This is a genomic window from Georgenia sp. EYE_87 (assembly GCF_023148685.1).
Lineage (GTDB): Bacteria > Actinomycetota > Actinomycetes > Actinomycetales > Actinomycetaceae > Georgenia.
In genome coordinates this window covers 679,697-697,070 of sequence record NZ_JAHXNL010000001.1, presented here as the reverse complement: position 1 = coordinate 697,070, position 17,374 = coordinate 679,697, and the positions used below count along the sequence as shown (strand labels likewise).

Genomic DNA, 17,374 nt, shown 5'->3' with positions numbered 1-17,374 from the left:
CGCGGTTGTGACTGTTGTCCCAGGCCCTGCCATCGGCGTGCGCCCGCTCGCCGGCACTCCGTAACCTTGGGAGGTGAGCCAACTGGGAAACGCGACGTTCCGGTACCGCGACAGCGCCATCGTGGGCCTGTCCCACATCGAGGCGCCCCGGGTGGTGACCTCGGCAGAGTTCGAGGACCGGCTCGCCGTCGCCCGCAAGGCCCTGCGGCTGCCCAAGAACCTCCTGGAGCGCGTCTCCGGCGTGCGTGAGCGCCGGTGGTGGGAGGACGGGACCGCGTTCGAGGACATGGCCGCCGAGGCCGGCTCCAAGGCGCTCGCCGAGGCCGGGGTCGACCCCGGGGACGTCGGGCTGCTCATCAACACCTCCGTCTCCCGCACCCAGCTCGAGCCCTCCGTGGCCGTGCGCGTCCACGACCGCATGGGCCTGTCGAGCCGCGCCCTGAACTTCGACATCACCAACGCCTGCGTCGGCTTCGTCAACGGCGTGCAGATGGCCTCGGCCATGATCGACGCCGGTCAGATCGACCACGCCGTGATCGTCAACGCCGAGGACGTCCGCCGCACGCAGGAGGACACCCTCGCCCGCCTGACCGCCGACGGCGTCACGCGCGAGGACTACCAGAACCAGTTCGCCTCGCTCACCCTCGGCGACGGCGCCGCCGCCGTCGTCATCGGCCGCGCGTCCGACCGGCCCGACGGCCACCGGATCCTCGGCGGCGTCGCGCGCGCCGCCACGGAGCACCACGAGCTGTGCGTCGGCTCGTTCGGCAAGATGACCACCGACACCAAGAACCTGCTGACCAAGGGCCTCAAGCTCGTCGTCGACGCCTGGCGCGAGGCCGAGGCGGACGGCTGGGACTGGTCGCGGCTCGACCGCTACGTCACGCACCAGATCTCCACGCCCTACACCAAGGCGATCATCGACGCCGTCGACCTCGACCCCGACGCGGTGCCGATCACCTTCGACCGGTGGGGCAACGTCGGCCCCGCCGCGATCGCGATGACGCTCTCGGAGCAGGCGGACACCCTCAACCCCGGCGACCGCGTCATGTGCCTGGGGGTCGGGTCGGGGCTGAACACCGCGCTGCTGGAGCTGGTCTGGTGACCGCCTCGGTCACCCCCGACAACGCACCTCGCCCGGCCGACCTCGGCGCCCCCGCCGGCAGTGGCCTGCCGCGCTGGCCGGGGGTCGACCCCGCCTGGTCCCGCCGCGCCGTGGTCGACGGCCACGCCTGGCACTACCTGGACAACGCCGCCTCGCTGCCCGACGGCGAGACGCCGCACGGCACCGTCCTGTGCGTGCACGGCAACCCGACCTGGTCCTACCTCTGGCGCTCCGTCCTGGCCGCCGGCGCCGAGGCGGGCTGGCGCGTCGTCGCCGTCGACCAGCTCGAGATGGGGTTCTCCGAGCACACCGGCGCGCACCACCGTCTCGCCGACCGGGTCGCGCAGCTCGGCGCGCTGACCGACCACCTGGGTTTGTCCGGCCCGGGCTGGGACGGGCGCCCCGTCGTCACCCTCGGGCACGACTGGGGCGGCGTCGTCTCCATGGGCTGGGCGGTGGACCACCCGCGGGAGCTCGCCGGCCTCGTGCTCACCAACACGGCCGTGCACCAGCAGGCCTCGCGGAGCGTCCCGGCCCTGCTGCGCCTCGCCCGGCACCGGTCGGTGCACTCCGGGGCGACGACGCTCACGTCGGCCTTCCTCGACGTCACCCTCTCCCTCGCCCGTCCCGCGCTCGCGCCCGAGGTGCGGGAGACCTACCGGTCGCCGTACCGCACCGCCGACGACCGCAAGGGCATCGGCTCGTTCGTCGAGGACATCCCGGTCGGCCCGGGCCACCCGAGCCACGCCGAGCTCACCCGAATCGCCGACGGCGTCGCCGGTCTGACCGTGCCGGCCCTGATCATGTGGGGGCCCAAGGACCCGGTCTTCTACGAGCGGTACCTGCGGGACCTCCTCGAGCGGCTGCCGCACGCGGACGTCCACCGCTTCGAGGGGGCCGGGCACCTCGTGGTGGAGGACGCCGACGTCGCGGGCACCGTGGTGCGCTGGTTGCAGCGCACCCTGGAGGGCCGCCCCGCGGCACGCGGCCCGCTGCCGGAGGCGGGGCCGGAAGGCGCGGCGGCGGCGGGCGAGTACCGGCCGCTGTACGCCGCGCTGAGCGAGCTGTCCGGCTCCCGCACCCCCGCCGTCGTCGCGCTCTCCTCCACGGGCTCGAGCTCGCTCAGCTGGGCCGACCTGGCCCGGCGGGTGGAGCACCTCGCCCTCGGCCTCGCCGACTCCGGCGTGCGCGCCGGGCACCGGGTCAGCCTGCTCATCCCGCCCGGGGTGGACCTGACCACCGCGCTGTTCGCCTGCCTGCGCCTCGGCGCGGTCGTCGTCCTCGCCGACGCCGGCCTCGGCCTCCGGGGCATGACCCGAGCCGTCCGCGGCGCCGCGCCCGACCACCTCCTCGGCATCGAGAAGGCGATGGTCGCCGCCCGTGCGCTCGGCTGGCCGGGGCAGAAGTTCGTCGTCGTCCCCAAGGGGCACGAGGAGGGTTACACCCCGCCGCGGACCGCGCACAGCCGCCGCCGCACCTTCGGCATCGCCGGTTCCCTGCGCGAGCTGCTCGCCCGGGGCGCCGCGCTCGCGGCCGCCGGCACCGCGCTGCCGGCCGGCCCGGGGCCGGACGACGACGCCGCGATCCTCTTCACCTCCGGGTCCACCGGACCCGCCAAGGGCGTGGTGTACACCCACCGCCGCCTGGCGGGGATGTGCGCCGTCGTGGCCAAGACCTACGGGCTCTCGCCCGAGCGGTCGTTCGTCGCCGGCTTCGCGCCGTTCGCCCTGCTCGGCACCGCCCTCGGCGCGACGAGTGCCACCCCGGACATGGACGTCACCGCCCCGGCCACGCTGCGGGCGGGCGCGCTGGCCGACGCGGCGGCCGCGATCGACGCGTCCGTCGTCTTCGCCTCGCCCTCGGCGCTGGCGAACGTCGTGCGCACGGCCGGCGAGCTCACGCCCGTCCAGCGCGACGCCCTGGCCCGGGTGGAGCTGTTCCTCTCCGCCGGCGCCCCGATCTCCTCGGCCCGGCTCGCGCAGGTGCACGAGGTGATGCCCAACGCCGAGCCGCACACCCCGTACGGCATGACGGAGGCGCTGCCGCTCACCGACGTCTCGCTGGACCAGATCCGCGCCGCCGAGGCCGACGCCGTCGCGGGGACCGTGACCGGGGCCGGCAACGGGACCTGCGTGGGCGCCCCGGTGCCCGGCGCCCGGATCCTGGTCGTGCCGCTCGACGACGGCGGCGCCGCCACCGGCGAGCCCACCGACGCGCCCGGGGTGACCGGCGAGGTGCTCGTCACGGCCCCGAACCTCAAGGACCGCTACGACCGGCTCTGGGCCACCCAGGACCGCTCGGCCACCTGGCCGGGCTGGCACCGCACCGGCGACGTCGGCCACCTCGACGCCGCCGGCCGGCTCTGGATCGAGGGCCGGCTGGCGCACGTGATCGTCACGGCCGACGGCGTCGTCACGCCGGTGCAGGTCGAGAACGACGCGCTGTCCGTGCGCGGGGTCGTGCGCGCCGCGGCGGTCGGCGTCGGGCCGGCGGGCACCCAGCAGGTCGTCGTGGTGCTGGAGACCGACCCGGCGGTCCACGCCGGCGCCCGCCGCGCCCCCTCGCTGGCCCCCGAGGGCCTGGCCCGGGCGGTGCGGGCCGCGGTCCACGTGCCGCTCGCCGCCGTGCTCCGCGTGCCCGAGGTCCCCACCGACGTGCGGCACAACTCCAAGGTCGAGCGGGCGCGGGTGGCCGCCTGGGCGGCCCGCATGCTCGCGGGCGCGCGGGCGGGCAGGCCGTGAGGGTCCTCGTCACCGGCGCGTCCGGCATGCTGGGCCGCGGCGTCGCCACCGCGCTGGCCGCACGCGGCGAGGAGGTCACCACCTTCCAGCGCCGCCCCGCGTCGGTGCCCGGCGCCCGCGAGGTGCTCGGGTCGGTCGACGACCCCTCCGCCGTCGCCGCCGCGGCCGCCGGCCAGGACGCCGTCGTCCATCTCGCCGCGAAGGTCTCCTTCGCGGGCGACCTCGCCGACTTCGAGCGCACCAACGTCGACGGCACCCGGCTGCTGCTCGACGCCGCCCGGGCCGCCGGGGCCAGCAGGTTCGTCCTCGTCTCCTCGCCCTCCGTCGCCCACACCGGCACCTCGATCGTCGGTGACGGCGCGGGGGAGGCGACGCCGGAGCGGGCCCGCGGGCACTACGCCCGCACCAAGGCCGCCGCGGAGCTGGCCGCGCTCGCCGCGGACGCGCCCGGCTTCGCCGTGCTGGCCGTGCGGCCGCACATCGTGTGGGGACCGGGCGACACCCAGCTCGTCCAGCGCGTCGTCGACCGAGCGGCGGCCGGGCGGCTGCCGGTCCTCGACTCCGGTGCGGCGCTGATCGACACGACCTACGTGGACAACGCGGTCAGCGCCCTGGTCGCCGCGCTGGACCGGGCGGAGGACGCCCACGGCGAGGCGTTCGTCGTCACCAACGGCGAGCCGCGGCCGGTGGCCGAGCTGATCGCAGGGTTGTGTCGCGCGGCCGGGGTGACGCCCCCCGCCTGGTCGGTGCCGGGCACGCTCGCCCGGGCCGCCGGTGCGGTCGTGGAGCGGGTGTGGGCGGTGCGGCCGGGCGTCGACGAGCCGCCGATGACGCGGTTCCTCGCCGAGCAGCTCTCCACCGCGCACTGGTTCGACCAGCGGCGCACCCGCGAGGCCCTCGGCTGGCGTCCCGAGGTGAGCCTCGACGAGGGCTTCGCGCGCCTCGCCGCGTACTACCGCACCCGCTGACCGCCCAGCCGCCCACGTCGGTGAGACGCCACTTCCTCAGTGAGATATCACCGGGGGAGAGGCGGGCCGTCCTACTCCTCGTGCGTGTCCGGGTCGCCGCCGAGGCGGCGCTGGGGGAGCGATCCCAGGCGTGCCATCTCCTCGTCGGTCAGCGAGAACCCGGCGATGTCGAGGTTCTCCCGCTGGCGCCGCGGGTCCGCCGACTTGGGCAGCGGCAGCACCCCGAGCTGGTGGTGCCAGCGGAGCACCGCCTGCGCCGGGCTGACGGCGTGCGCGTCCGCCACCGCGCGCACCTCGGGCGCGTCGAGCAGACCCTTGCCGCGGCCGAGCGGCCCCCAGGCCTCCGTGACGATCCCGCGCTCGGCGTTCGCGGCACGCATCTCCTCCTGCACGAACCCCGGGTGGAGCTCGATCTGGTTCACCGCCGGCGCCACCCCGGTCTCGCCGATGATGCGGTCGAGGTGGGCGGCGGTGAAGTTGGAGACCCCGACGGAGCGGACGGCGCCCTCGTCGCGAAGGCGGACCAGAGCCCTCCAGGAGTCGACGTAGAGGCCGCGCGCGGGCAGCGGCCAGTGGATCAGGTAGAGATCGAGACGGTCCAGCCCGAGCGCCTCGAGCGTGCGCTCGAAGCCGCGCAGGGCGGCGTCGTAGCCCTGGTCGGCGCCGCGCAGCTTGCTCGTCACCAGGACCTCGTCCCGCGGCACGCCGGAGCCGGCCACCGCCGCGCCGACCTCACGCTCGTTGCCGTAGACGGCCGCCGTGTCGATGAGCCGGTACCCCGCCGCCAACGCGCTGCGCACCTCCGCCTCGGCCTCGTCCCCGCTCACCCGCCAGGTGCCGAACCCGAGGGCGGGCAGGGTGCGGCCGTCGTTCAGGGCGAATCCGGCGAGCGCGGTCATGCGCCGCATTGTGCCGGTTCTGGCCGGGGCAGGGCATAATCGGCGGTGACCCACCGCGGTGCCGGCGCCTCTGCGGCGCCCGCGCGCGAACCTGCCGCCGGCGCGGCACGCCCCGCCCGAGAGGACCTCCGTGACGGACCACGTACGACTCATCGCCTTCGACCTGGACGACACCCTCGCGCCGTCGAAGTCGCCCATGCCCGGGCGGATGGCCGACGCGCTCGCCTCCCTCCTCGACGTCGTCCCGGTCTGCATCATCTCCGGCGGCCACTTCGGGCAGTTCCGCGACCAGGTGCTCGCCCACCTCGACGCCACCGCCGACCAGCTCTCCCGCCTGCACCTGATGCCCACCTGCGGCACCCGCTACCTGCGCCACGCGGACGGCGAGTGGAACCAGGTCTACGCCCACGACCTCACCGAGGACGAGCGGGCGAGGGCCCGCGCCGCCGTCGAGGGCGAGGCCCGCCGGCTCGGGCTCTGGGAGGAGCAGACCTGGGGCGACATCCTGGAGGACCGCGGCTCGCAGATCACGTTCTCCGCGCTCGGCCAGCAGGCGCCGCTCGAGGCGAAGAAGGCCTGGGACCCGACGGGGGAGAAGAAGGAGCTGCTGCGCGCCGCCGTCGCGAGGCTCCTGCCGGAGCTCGAGGTCCGCTCCGGGGGCTCCACCTCCGTGGACATCACCCGTGCGGGTGTCGACAAGGCCTACGGCATGGTGCGCCTGAGCGAGCAGACGGGCATCGACGTCGCGGACATGCTCTTCGTCGGCGATCGCCTCGACGAGGGCGGCAACGACTACCCGGTCAAGCGGCTCGGCATGCCCACCCAGGCGGTCGCCGACTGGCGCGAGACCGCGGAGCTCGTCGAGCGCCTCGTCCCCTCCCTCGTGGCCGCGCGCGCTTAAGGACTCCCGCCCCGCGGCGTAGCCATCGGCCGGCCTGCGGCGCCGGCGGCCACGCCAGGCCGGCTCCCGTCGGCTACGCCGGGCGGGTTCCGGCCCGCTCGACGGCCCCGCGCAGCCACGCGAGCCGGGGGACGCCCTCGAGTCGCTCCCGCACCACTCCCGCGGCGTCCAGGACGAGCACGGTGGGCGTGCTGGCGATCTGCAGCGCGGCGGCGAGATCCTCGTGCCCGGCGACGTCGACCTCCACGTGCCGGACCCCGGCGGCCGTGGTCGCCACCCGGGCCGCGACGGTGCGGGCCGCCCGGCACGGGGCGCAGAACGCGCTGGAGACCTGCACCACCGTCGCGCGCTCGCCCAGGCCCGACGGCGCGAGCCCGAGCTCCTGGGCGTCCAGCCTGGTCGGGGCGGGCCCGAGCTCGGTCCGGTCCAGCCTCGTGGGCGCGTCCTGCGGGTTCATCGTCCTCCGGGTTCCGGGCTGTCCTGGTCCTGCCTGCCTCGTCCTGCCTGACCGGCTCGTCCTGCCTGACCGGGACAACGCCGACGTCGGTCCGATGCTTCCCGCCGCCGCGCGCCAGCCCGCCGTGGTGAGTCACACGGTGCCGCGCCGGTCTCGCCGCGGGTGGACCCCGATATTCTGGCTCCTGACCCCCAAAATATTTCCGAGGAGCTGACGCGTGCGCGAGCGGACCTGGCGGGTACCGACCCGGACGGACCTCCGCCTGCTCGCCTGGCCGACGGCGCTGCGCGCCGCCGCCGCCATCGCCATCCCGCTGACCACCGCCACCCTCCTCGGTCACCACGACTTCGGTCTGATGACCTCGACGGGGGCCTTCACGGTGCTCTACGGAGCCGGCCGGCCCGCGCGCAACCGCGTCCGGCTGCTGCTCGCGGTCGCGGCCGCCCTGGTGGCCGTCTCCGCCCTGGGGGCGCTCACCTCCGGCGTCGGCTGGGCCGCGATCGTGCTCCTCACCGCCGTCGGCGCGGTCGCCACGTTCGCCTGCCACGCCCTGCGCGTGGGCATCCCCGGCGCGTTCTTCTTCATCATGGTGGCGGGGGTGGCCGGGTTCGTCCCGTCGCAGGGCAGCGTCGCGCCGCAGGAGATGGTGCTGGCGACGGCGGTCGGGGCAGCCTGCGCCGTCCCCGTGGCCCTGGCCGACCTGCTCCGCAGACCGACCGGGCCCCAGGACCGGGCCGTCGCGGCCGCCCGGGCCGCCGTCGAGGAGTATGTGGAGGCGGGCACGCAGGACGTGGCCGCCTCCCACCTCTCGCACCGCGCCAGCGCCGCGCTGCACCGCGCGTGGCAGGTCCTCTGGGCGGCCGGTGACTCCACCTCCTCCCGGCCCGGCGCCCGCGCCCGGGTGGCGCGGCTGCGGGCGGCGCACCGCGCCTACACCTCGCACGCGCTCCCGGGGGCCGCGCCCGACCCCGACCTCGCGGCGGACCTCGCCGAGGCCCCGCTGGGGCAGCCCGGACTCCGGGACCTCCTGCGCCGGGGCCTGCGGTACCCCACGGTCGCGCTCAGCGCGGCCGGGCGGGTGTCGCTCGGCATCGTCGCCGCCGGCCTGATCGCCGTCACGATGTCAACGGCCCACGCCTACTGGGCGATGATGGTCGCCGCCCTCGTGCTCCACCAGGGCCTGGACCGGCGGCGGTCGCTGGTCCGTGCGCGGCACCGTCTCGTCGGGACGGTCGTGGGCCTGGGCCTCTTCGCGTTCATCTCGTGGCTGGGCCTCGGGCCGTGGGCGACCGTGCTCCTCGTCGTCGTGCTGCAGGGCACGGTGGAGCTCGCGGTGCCGCGCAACTACGCGGTCGCCGTCTCCTTCATCACGCCGCTGGCGCTGACCATCGCGACCGCGGGCGGCACCGGTGACGTCCGGCCGGTGATCGCCGAACGGCTCCTGGACACGGTCATCGGGGTCGGCGTGGCCGTCGCCGTGCTGCTCACCGTGGGCCGGGGCAGCTCGGTCCCCATGCTGCGCGCGTACGTCGCGCGGGTCCTCACCGGCTGTTCGGACGCCCTCGACCACATCGGGGCGGGCACGGTCAACCGGCCGGAGGGGCGGGTCGCGCAGCGCGAGCTCGCGCTGGACATGCAGGATCTGGCCGAGGTCTCCGCTCGCGCCCGCTCGGACGACCCGGTCCGGGTCGAGCCGTGGGCGGCGCCCCGGGAGGCGACGGCCTGGCTCGCGCTGACCGTGCTGGCACGGTGCGCCGCCGCGACCGGACCCGCCGACGGCGTCGGGGGCGCCACCTGGGCGAGCCGCTCGCTCGGCCACGCCGCCCGGCGCGGGACGCCCCCGGACCCGACGGCGCTGGCCAACCTGCGGGCCGTCCTGCGCTGACCGGGGAGCGCACGTAGCCTGACAGCTGGCCCAGCCCCGAACTCAGGAGACCGTGTGACCCGCCGTACCCTCATCGCCGTTCCGCTCGCCGCCGCCCTGGCCCTCGCCGCCTGCACCGCGGACCCCGGCGAGGCCACGACGGCGGGGGAGTCCGGGACGACGGCGGAGCCCACCACGCCGGCCCCGGTGGTCAGCGAGCCGGTGGCGCCGGCGGAGACGGCGGTGCTGGCGGGGGAGACCGCGACGGCGCTCTCGGCCGAGACGTCGCGCACCTTCTTCGCGGCGGCCCCCCTCGCCGTCGTCGGCACGCCGGAGACGGCCCTGCAGGCGTCCTCGCTCGCGCTCACGCTCGGCGCGCCCGTGCTCATCGACGAGCCGGCGCCCGCCGGTGACGAGCCGGCCGCCGACTCCGCCACCGCAGACGCGACCGACGGCGCAGCCGACCAGGACGGCGACGCCGCTCCGGACGCCACGGCCCAGGAGCTGGACCGGCTCGGTACTGCCACCGTGATCGCGGTCGGCGACGCGGACCTCGCCGGGAGCGAGGGGGTCGACGTGGTCCCGGCGCCGGCCGACGAGCAGGCCCTGGCCGAGCTGGTCGGCACGGACCTCACCGCCCAGGCGGTGCCGGAGGGCGAGGAGGTGGCCGCCGTCGCCGCCCTCGATCCCGAGGCCCCCATCCTGCTGGTGCACGAGGCGCCGGCCGACGACGCGACCGGGGAGACGACGGAGTCCACCGACGGGACGACGGCGACCGCCGACGGGACGACCGCGACCGCCGACGCCGCGACGAACGACCCGACCCAGGAGGCGAGCACTTCCGCGGCCGCGGCCCTGCCGCCGAGCGAGCGGCCGGAGCCGATAGCCGACGGCGTCGTGGTCATGTCCACGGGGGAGACCGTCCAGGCCGCCGCCGTCGCCAACGCCCGCACGGCCGGGGCCGCCGTCCAGCTGGTCCCCACCGGGGACCCGCGGGCGTCGTCCCAGACGGTGCAGGAGACCGCGGCCAACGCACCCGAGGTCGTCGTCGGTCTCGGTCCCGCCTTCGGCGACGCCGGCACGCTGGCCTGGCGGACGTCGACCGCCGCGACCGGCACGGAGCTGCCCGGCGGCGGCCAGCTGGCGCTGCCCGGCAAGACGTACGTCGCCCTGTACGGCACGCCCGGCTCGGGCGCCCTCGGGGTGCTGGGCGAGCAGGACGTCCCGGCCACCGTCCAGCGGGCCGCGGAGCACGCGGAGCCGTACCGGGCGCTGACGGACACCCAGTTGGTTCCGGCGCTCGAGATCATCGCCAGCGTGGCCTCGGCCGGCGCCGGCGAGGACGGGAACTACTCGGCCGAGCGCTCCGTCGACCAGCTGCGCCCGCTGGTCGAGGCCGCGCACGAGAACGGCCAGTACGTGGTGCTCGACCTGCAGCCGGGGCGCACGGACTTCCTGACGCAGGCCAAGCGGTACGAGGAGCTGCTCAAGCTGCCGAACGTGGGTCTCGCGCTGGACCCGGAGTGGCGCCTGCGGCCCGACCAGGTGCACCTGCGTCAGATCGGGCAGGTCGACGTGGCCGAGGTCAACCGGGTGGTCACCTGGCTGGCCGACCTCACCCGCGCGAACAACCTGCCGCAGAAGATCCTGGTCCTGCACCAGTTCCAGGTGCGGATGATCCCCGGCGTCAACGAGGTCGACCAGTCCCGCTCGGAGCTCGCGGTGCTCGTCCACGTCGACGGGCAGGGCGCGCAGGGCGACAAGCAGACCACCTGGCGCACCCTGCGCGGCAACGCCCCGAACGTCCGCCACTGGGGCTGGAAGAATTTCTACGACGAGGACGTCCCCATGCTCACCCCGGAGCAGACCATGCAGGTCGAGCCCCGCCCGGCGTTCATCAGCTACCAGTGACGGCCACGGCCCGGCCGGGCGGGTCAGGCCGGGCCGTTGCCGGCCGCTGAGCCTCAGCCGGGCGCTCTGAGCCTCAGCCGCGCATGGCCGCCGCGGTGTGGGCGGGGTCGACCTCCTCGCCCGCGCGGACCGGCCCAGGGGGAGTGCCGTCGCCGAAGGGACGCCCGCCCAGCGCCTCGCGGCCGTGCTCGGTGAGCCAGCCGGAGAGGTCCGGGCCCTTCGGCACGATCTGCGTCGGGTTGATGTCCGTGTGGACGATGTAGTAGTGCTCCTTGATCTGCTGGAAGTCCACGGTGTCGCCGAACCCGGGGGTCTGGAACAGGTCCCGGGCGTAGCTCCACAGCGCCGGCATCTCGGAGAGCTTGTTGCGGTTGCACTTGAAGTGGCCGTGGTAGACGGCGTCGAAGCGCACGAGGGTGGTGAACAGGCGCACGTCGGCCTCGGTGATCGTGTCGCCGACCAGGTAGCGCTGGGACGACAGCCGTTCCTCGAGCCAGTCCAGCGCGGCGAAGAGCCGGTCGTAGGCCTTCTCGTACGCCTCCTGGGAGCCGGCGAAGCCGCACCGGTAGACGCCGTTGTTGACCTCGGTGAAGACCTTGCGGTTCACCCGGTCGATCTCGTCGCGCAGGTGCTCGGGGTAGAGCTCGGGAGCGCCCTCGCGGTGGAACGCCGTCCACTCGGTCTCGAGGTCGAGGGTGATCTGGGCGAAGTCGTTGGTGACCACGGCGCCCGTGGGCACGTCCACGATTGCCGGGACCGTGATGCCGCGCGGGTACTCCGGCACGCGCGCGAAATACGCATCCTGGAGGCGGTGGATGCCGAGGACGGGGTCCTTGCCGTCGGGGTCCAGGTCGAAGGTCCATGAGCGGGCGTCGTGCGTGGGGCCGGGCGTGCCGAGCGAGATGGCGTCCTCGAGCCCGAGGAGGCGGCGCACGATGATGGTGCGATTCGCCCACGGGCAGGCGCGTGCGGCGACGAGGCGGTACCGGCCCGCCTCGACGGGGTAGCCGTCGCGCCCGTCGGCGGTGATGCGGGTCTCGATGTACCGGGTGTCCCGCGTGTACTCCTTGCCCTTCGTGGTGTATCGCCCGCCCTCGCTGTGCTCGGGGTGCTCCACGGTGGTGCCGGTCAGCTGCTGGTCCATGCTTCCGACCCTACGTCCGCAGGTACCGTCGCACCCTTGCGGTCGATGGCTGAACGATCATGTTAGATGCGCGGAGCATCCCCGTGTGCCCAGTCGAGTGACGTTGCATCGGCCGGGTCGCCGACCTCCTGGCCACTAGCAAAGACGGTTGAGCACTCAAGCGCTGCCTGAGCAGCGTACGGCCGGACGTGACCAAGTACGCACCGTCCGACGACTGTCCGCAAGACGCACCGTCACCGGACACTTTCCCGGACGGGTCCTGCGAACATCCGAACGTGGGTGCGCCCGATGACCTGCACCGTCCCCGCAAGAGGTTCGTCTTACGGGACGGCCACGCCGACCGCGCGCTCGTGCCGGTCTGTGCGTTCCTAGCGCCAGATCGATGCACTCCAATCTCGCGTAGCCGCACCGAGGGCGCGGGGTGTCGGCGCGGCCCGGTACGGTCGCCACCATGAAGAAGTGGGTGGTGCCCGAGCACTCCAACAAGGCCGTCCAGAGGGCGAGCCGAGTAATCGGCAAGGGGACTGGAACGTCCGAGGAGATCCAGGCGGCCCGGGACGTCCTTAGCAACTACCGCCTTGCCCACGCGTTCCCCCTGAACGCCGTCACCGTGACCGTGCGGCAGCGCGCGCTCGACGTGAATCAGAACGCCGTCGTGGCTGAGCGCCGGAAACGTCTGCCCACGATCATCGACAAGTTGAAGCGCCATCCAACGATGAGCGTGACCACAATGCAGGATCTTGGTGGCTGCCGGGTCATCTTCAAGACCGTCGACGAGGTGGATGAGTTGGTCAGCATCCTGGTAGACCTGCCACGGAGCAGGAACCGCGTCAAGAAGGTCTACGACTACCTACGTGATGACCCGGGGCCGCGCGACTCCGGCTATCGAGGCGTCCACCTCGTCTACGAGTACGGTGCCTCCAAGGAGGAGTACCACGGCCTGCGGATCGAACTTCAGGTTCGCACGGAGTTGCAGCACGCCTGGGCGACTGCGGTCGAGACGGTGGATCTCTTCTCTGGCAGCGAGCTGAAGTACGGGAAGGGCGACGCGGAATCGCTTCGGTTTTTCGCCTTGGTCGCGTCACTCATGGCCCACCAGGAGGGCACCGCCCCGGTACCCGGTGCAGAAGGAACGCCCGAGGAGTTGGCGGACGAGTTTGCGCGGTTGGAGAAGCGCGTAGGCGTCCTGGGGCGACTCCGCGGCTACGCCGCGATCGTGGGTGAACACGCGAGAACGGACCGCCGGAACACCCTGACCCTCGAACTCTGGCGGCGGGAGGGGCGGCTCACCGTGACGGTTCACGAGACGCTGGCCGACGCGGAGGCACGCCTGACCGCGTTGGAGGCCATCAACGACGAGAACCTGGACGCGGTGCTGATCAACATCGCGCGCATCAGCCAGCTGCGCGATGCCTACCCGAACTACTTCGCGGACACCAGCCGGTTCACCGAGTTCGTACGTGCGCACCTGGACGGCCGCCTGCCCGCAAGCGCCTGAGAAGCGAAAGCTCCCGCATCGGGCCAAGGTGCGGGGGCCTCGCCGCGTCTGAGACCGTCGAGCGATCCGATTGCGGGACCCTCGGTTGGTTCGGCTGCTTGCGCCCCGCTCGTGTCAACGCCGAGGTGTTCCCTAGTTGGCGCATTCGGTTAGTGCGTGAGTTCCGCGCCCCTGGATCGCGTCACGGGTGGCTCGTCTTGACGCGCGCGCCCACCCTCTTCGGTGCTGACCCCGTGCTGCCGTGTCAGCTCCGCACCGGGCGGGGACGGGCTGTGCGACGCTCACTCACTCACCCACCCGCGTCCTAGCCCCACCGTCCACAAAGGCGATCGGGGTGGTCAGCCGGCATTGCCAGCAATCTCCTGCAACGCACGCACGTGCGCGTCGAAGGCATCCAGCCCCGTAGGCGTGAGGGCTACCCACGTCAGACGGCGGGCATCCCTACGCGCGGCCGACGTGGCCTTGATCAACCTGACGTACCCGACCTCGGCGAGGGCCTTCAGGTGCTTCGACAGCGTGGCATCCGAGACACCGAGCGTGTCCCGCAGCACCGCGAAGTCCACCTGCTCCACCGGGCGCAGCAACCCGCAGATCCGCAACCGAACCGGCGCGTGAATTACGTCATTGAACCGGGCCTCAACCACGGCGCATGGCATCCAGCGCCGAGCGGTAGGCGATCCCCGCGAGCCAGGTGACCAGACCAAACGCCGACAGGCTCGTCAGCACCACCGCCCAGGTTGCACCGAGCGAGACTAGGGCGAGCGAGACCGAGAACAGCACTAGGCAGATCAGGACGATCGCTACGGTCGCAAGCGCGGCACGTCCGCCCATCTTGCGAATCCGGATCCCCGTCTCGTTGCGGATTAGGTGACCGATCACCAGGACTGCGACCAGCCCCAGCCAGCCCGACGTCGGCGCCTCGTAGTCCTCCCCGGGACTTGCCGCGGAGGCCGCCGCCACCCACCAGGCCGCCACGCCCCCAAGTCCGGCCAGCAGTGACCAGGGAACTCTCACGCCGTCGGCGAGGGCTTGGCGGTCCGTGACGAGGTTGTGGAGTTCGGCGGCGGCATCCTCAGCCGACGGACGAGGCCCATCTAAGTTGCTTTCCATACCGGAAACTCTACAGGGTCACTTTCCGGTCCGGCAAATGACAGTCCACGCCCACTGAAACCGACCCCGTAGAGCACCCGACACCGGCTCGAGCAAACCCCGGACGGGATCCTGTTACGGAGTGGAACCTGTCACTCGATGTTCGAAGAGACGGGAACGAGTCGCTCAACTAGGTGATCAGCGAGTGGTTGGTCAGTGTCGAGAACGACACGTACGTTCCGGCCTGGCTGGTCCACAGCGCCGAGGCGCTGGCCGCGGAGGTCGCAAATGGTCTGTCCGCGCCCGGGACCGTGAGTGTCGTCGACGGTGACGTCCACAGCGGGGGCGACCGTGGGGCGGATCCCTCCGACGGCGATGGCGGCGGCGAGTGGATCGTGCAGGGCGCTGCATCGGCGACCGAACTCGGGAACGTAGAAGTCGAAATAGAGGTCGAGCATCTGTCCGATGGCTTGAGCGAGGGGTCGCTGCGAGGTCAGCAGCGCGTCGCGATGCTCCTCCTCGAGGTTATTGGCCAGCGTCACGTCCAAAGGAACCAGAGTTGCGGGCCAGTGGGCGGCCAGCACGCGTGAAGCGGCCTCGGGATCGTTCCAGATGTTGGCTTCCCCGACAGGAGAGGCGTTGCCGGAGACGAGCGCCGCACCACCCATTGAGGTGATCTGGCGAACGCGGCTGGGAAGAGTGGGATCTAGGTCGAGAGCAGCGGCGATGTTCGTGGTCGGGCCGACCGTGATGATCTCGAGCTCCCCGGCGTGCTCGTGCGAGAGTTCCACGAGCAGCTCCGCTGCCTTTCGGTCGATCGGGCTTGCGGAGCTCTCCGGCAAGGCCACGTTTCCGATGCCGTTTGCGCCGTGGATGTGGGTGGGGCCGCCCGTGAACGTCGTGGTGCGGAAGTGGTGTTCGCCGATGGCGACGGGGACGTCGGGCCTGTCCGCCAGCGCCAGCAGGCGCAGAGTGTTCTCGGCCGCCTGCTCAGCGGAGGTGTTTCCGCTCACGGTGCCGACTCCGACGAGACTGATTTCCGGCGAGCTCACGAGGTAGCCCAGCGCCATGGAGTCGTCGATGCCGGTGTCGCAGTCGAAGTAGACAGGGCGGACGGTCGTGGTCTTCACGCGCTTTTCCTTACACATGGGTTGATTAGACGCGCTGGACCTAGCGCGGAGCTGCAGGCTCGGGGCGGCCGGCGCGGGGATGAGGACGCGGCGGCGAGGTCTCGCGGCCCATTCCGAAGTCTTGGTAGAGAAATTCCGGGGGCGTCCCAGACGAAACTGGAACGCCCCCGGCTTGGCTTCCCGGATTGGTTCCTGCCGCTTAGAGCTTCACGCCGGGACGGCCTTGATGAACATGCTGGAGATGAAGGCGAGGATCGTGATGCCCAGTGAGATGAACAGGGCCGTCTGGATGCCCTCGATCGTTCCGTTCCCGGCGAACGGGGCGACGAACCCGATGCCGAGACCGACTCCGATGCCAAATCCCGCGCCGTTGATGCCCGGCAGTGCCGAGGGGGCCTCGGGCGGGGAGAGGACCACGCCCAGTCCGTTGGCGGTGGTCAGGAGGAAACCGTTGTAGCTGACTCCGAGCAGGGCGATGCAGGCGAGGACAACTCCCTGCTCGGTGGGCATGAAGGCAATCGTCGCCACGGCGACGATGCTGAGCACCATCCCGATGCGAACAGCCTTGAGCCACCCGAACTTCGCTGCGAACCATCCGGCGAACGGTGCTGCGAGAACACCGATGATTGCCGGGGGCAGCAGGTAACGCAGCGCCGCGGTCGCCGCGTCGAGCCCGTAGCCGAAGTCGGTGTTCTGGCTGAGGAGCACGACCGTGAAGTTGATGACCGCGAAGACGCTGGCGAGCGTGAGGGTGGTCGTCAGGACGACCGGCCACACCTGGCGGGACTTCAGGTGGTGCACGGCAATCAGCGGGGTCTGCTTGCGCTGCTCGATCTTCCAGAAGACGACGAACGCGGTGACGGCTACCACCAGGAAGACAAGCGGCGCTGGCGAGAACCAGCCCTGGTTCGAACCCTCGGACACGAAGTAGGTGAAGGCGATCAGGGCGATGGACAGGGTGAGGGCGCCCCACCAGTCCATGGTGCCGGTCGATGCTGCTCGGTCGTCCTTGGGCAGGACCACGGCCGATGCGATGAGCGCGATCACCGCGACGACCAGGATGACGACGAAGATCGCGCGGAAGCCCCACGTGTCCGCCAGAAGGCCACCGAAGTAACCATCAAGGCCGCCCACACCGCCGTTGACCGCGGTGATGACGCCGAGCGTGGTACCAAAGACCTTCGGGGCCATGCGCTCGCTCAGTGTGACGTATGCGAGCTGGAAGGATGCGCTGCAGGCCCCCTGCAGCACGCGGCCGACCAGGAGAACCGGAAGGTTCGGCGCGAAGATGCACATCAGGGTGCCGACGATCACGATGGCCAGGATGACGATTGCCATGCGGCGGCGGCCGATGAAGTCACTCCACCGGCTCAGTACGAGTCCGGCGACCGCGCCGGAGAGGAACAGCAGAGAGGAGACCTGGCCGAGGCCGGCGCCGTCGGTCCCGAATTCTTCCCCGATTGCCGGGAGTGCGGGGGTGAGCATGCTCGCGTTGAGCTGGAACGCGAGGATCCCGAGGATCAGCGTCGTGACGACGGCGACCGCACGGCCGCCATGAAGGATCTCGACATCCCGGAGTCTGGACGGGGATGCCGTCTCAACCGGTGGGGGGGTTGGCACGTGGGGGACTCCTTTGTCTTTGGGTGGCGCGCAATTGCGAGATGGTG

General features: G+C 72.6%; 14 protein-coding genes. 7 read left to right on the top strand and 7 right to left on the bottom strand.

All coding sequences use genetic code 11. The features are described from left to right. Positions 1–73 precede the first annotated feature (73 nt). From KZX45_RS03075 to KZX45_RS03065, 3 genes are read left to right on the top strand one after another with little or no spacing between them, the layout of a single operon-like run. Positions 74–1,105 carry a 3-oxoacyl-ACP synthase III gene (locus KZX45_RS03075; protein ID WP_248256209.1) on the top strand — a complete coding sequence of 344 codons (1,032 nt, stop codon included), beginning with the start codon at positions 74–76 and terminating at the stop codon, positions 1,103–1,105. Continuing rightward, complete coding sequence (locus tag KZX45_RS03070; protein WP_248256208.1) at positions 1,102–3,846, top strand: alpha/beta fold hydrolase; 2,745 nt, start codon at positions 1,102–1,104, stop codon at positions 3,844–3,846. The genes KZX45_RS03075 and KZX45_RS03070 overlap by 4 nt, the downstream gene beginning before the upstream one ends. Beyond that, positions 3,843–4,814 (top strand): NAD-dependent epimerase/dehydratase family protein, encoded by a 972-nt coding sequence (locus tag KZX45_RS03065; protein ID WP_248256207.1) that lies wholly within the window; start codon positions 3,843–3,845, stop codon positions 4,812–4,814. The genes KZX45_RS03070 and KZX45_RS03065 overlap by 4 nt, the downstream gene beginning before the upstream one ends. Before the next feature lie 71 nt (positions 4,815–4,885). Here KZX45_RS03065 and KZX45_RS03060 read toward each other — a convergent pair whose 3' ends face one another. Then, positions 4,886–5,713, bottom strand: coding sequence for an aldo/keto reductase (locus KZX45_RS03060; RefSeq protein WP_248256206.1), 828 nt, complete (start codon positions 5,711–5,713; stop codon positions 4,886–4,888). Between the two features lie 196 nt (positions 5,714–5,909). Between KZX45_RS03060 and KZX45_RS03055 the strand changes: the two genes are divergently transcribed. After that, on the top strand, positions 5,910–6,614 hold the full coding sequence (locus KZX45_RS03055; protein WP_248256317.1) for an HAD hydrolase family protein: 705 nt from the start codon (positions 5,910–5,912) through the stop codon (positions 6,612–6,614). A 73-nt stretch (positions 6,615–6,687) separates the two neighbouring features. Here the strand turns inward: KZX45_RS03055 and KZX45_RS03050 are convergent, their stop codons facing one another. Next, on the bottom strand, positions 6,688–7,071 hold the full coding sequence (locus KZX45_RS03050; protein ID WP_248256205.1) for a thioredoxin family protein: 384 nt from the start codon (positions 7,069–7,071) through the stop codon (positions 6,688–6,690). A 217-nt stretch (positions 7,072–7,288) separates the two neighbouring features. On the opposite strand from KZX45_RS03050, the gene KZX45_RS03045 reads away from it, so the two are divergent. Continuing rightward, entirely contained in the window at positions 7,289–8,956 is a 1,668-nt protein-coding gene (locus tag KZX45_RS03045) for an FUSC family protein (protein WP_248256204.1), read from the top strand. Positions 8,957–9,010: 54 nt separating this feature from the next. Continuing rightward, entirely contained in the window at positions 9,011–10,846 is a 1,836-nt protein-coding gene (locus KZX45_RS03040) for a hypothetical protein (protein ID WP_248256203.1), read from the top strand. A gap of 73 nt (positions 10,847–10,919) precedes the next feature. Here KZX45_RS03040 and KZX45_RS03035 read toward each other — a convergent pair whose 3' ends face one another. Further along, positions 10,920–11,990 carry a glutathione S-transferase family protein gene (locus KZX45_RS03035; protein WP_248256202.1) on the bottom strand — a complete coding sequence of 357 codons (1,071 nt, stop codon included), beginning with the start codon at positions 11,988–11,990 and terminating at the stop codon, positions 10,920–10,922. A 451-nt stretch (positions 11,991–12,441) separates the two neighbouring features. On the opposite strand from KZX45_RS03035, the gene KZX45_RS03030 reads away from it, so the two are divergent. Beyond that, positions 12,442–13,488 (top strand): RelA/SpoT domain-containing protein, encoded by a 1,047-nt coding sequence (locus KZX45_RS03030; RefSeq protein ID WP_248256201.1) that lies wholly within the window; start codon positions 12,442–12,444, stop codon positions 13,486–13,488. Positions 13,489–13,826: 338 nt separating this feature from the next. Here KZX45_RS03030 and KZX45_RS03025 read toward each other — a convergent pair whose 3' ends face one another. The 4 genes from KZX45_RS03025 to KZX45_RS03010 form a co-directional block, all read right to left on the bottom strand. Further along, entirely contained in the window at positions 13,827–14,132 is a 306-nt protein-coding gene (locus KZX45_RS03025) for a transcriptional regulator (protein WP_248256200.1), read from the bottom strand. Next, positions 14,125–14,598: a PAM68 family protein gene (locus KZX45_RS03020; protein WP_248256199.1), complete on the bottom strand. Its 474-nt coding sequence runs from the start codon at positions 14,596–14,598 to the stop codon at positions 14,125–14,127. Before KZX45_RS03020 ends, KZX45_RS03025 begins: the two co-directional genes overlap by 8 nt. A gap of 131 nt (positions 14,599–14,729) precedes the next feature. Continuing rightward, positions 14,730–15,707: a nucleoside hydrolase gene (locus KZX45_RS03015; protein ID WP_248256198.1), complete on the bottom strand. Its 978-nt coding sequence runs from the start codon at positions 15,705–15,707 to the stop codon at positions 14,730–14,732. Positions 15,708–15,914: 207 nt separating this feature from the next. Continuing rightward, complete coding sequence (locus KZX45_RS03010; protein WP_248256197.1) at positions 15,915–17,327, bottom strand: MFS transporter; 1,413 nt, start codon at positions 17,325–17,327, stop codon at positions 15,915–15,917. Between the last annotated feature and the right edge of the window lie 47 nt (positions 17,328–17,374).

What these genes read in the sequence shown, in the direction of transcription:
- KZX45_RS03060 (WP_248256206.1), bottom strand. Translation starts at nt 5,713, where the DNA reads ATGACCGCGCTCGCCGGATTCGCCCTGAACGACGGCCGCACCCTGCCC.
- KZX45_RS03055 (WP_248256317.1), top strand. Translation starts at nt 5,910, where the DNA reads ATGCCCGGGCGGATGGCCGACGCGCTCGCCTCCCTCCTCGACGTCGTC.
- KZX45_RS03050 (WP_248256205.1), bottom strand. Translation starts at nt 7,071, where the DNA reads ATGAACCCGCAGGACGCGCCCACGAGGCTGGACCGGACCGAGCTCGGG.
- KZX45_RS03035 (WP_248256202.1), bottom strand. Translation starts at nt 11,990, where the DNA reads ATGGACCAGCAGCTGACCGGCACCACCGTGGAGCACCCCGAGCACAGC.
- KZX45_RS03030 (WP_248256201.1), top strand. Translation starts at nt 12,442, where the DNA reads ATGAAGAAGTGGGTGGTGCCCGAGCACTCCAACAAGGCCGTCCAGAGG.
- KZX45_RS03020 (WP_248256199.1), bottom strand. Translation starts at nt 14,598, where the DNA reads ATGGAAAGCAACTTAGATGGGCCTCGTCCGTCGGCTGAGGATGCCGCC.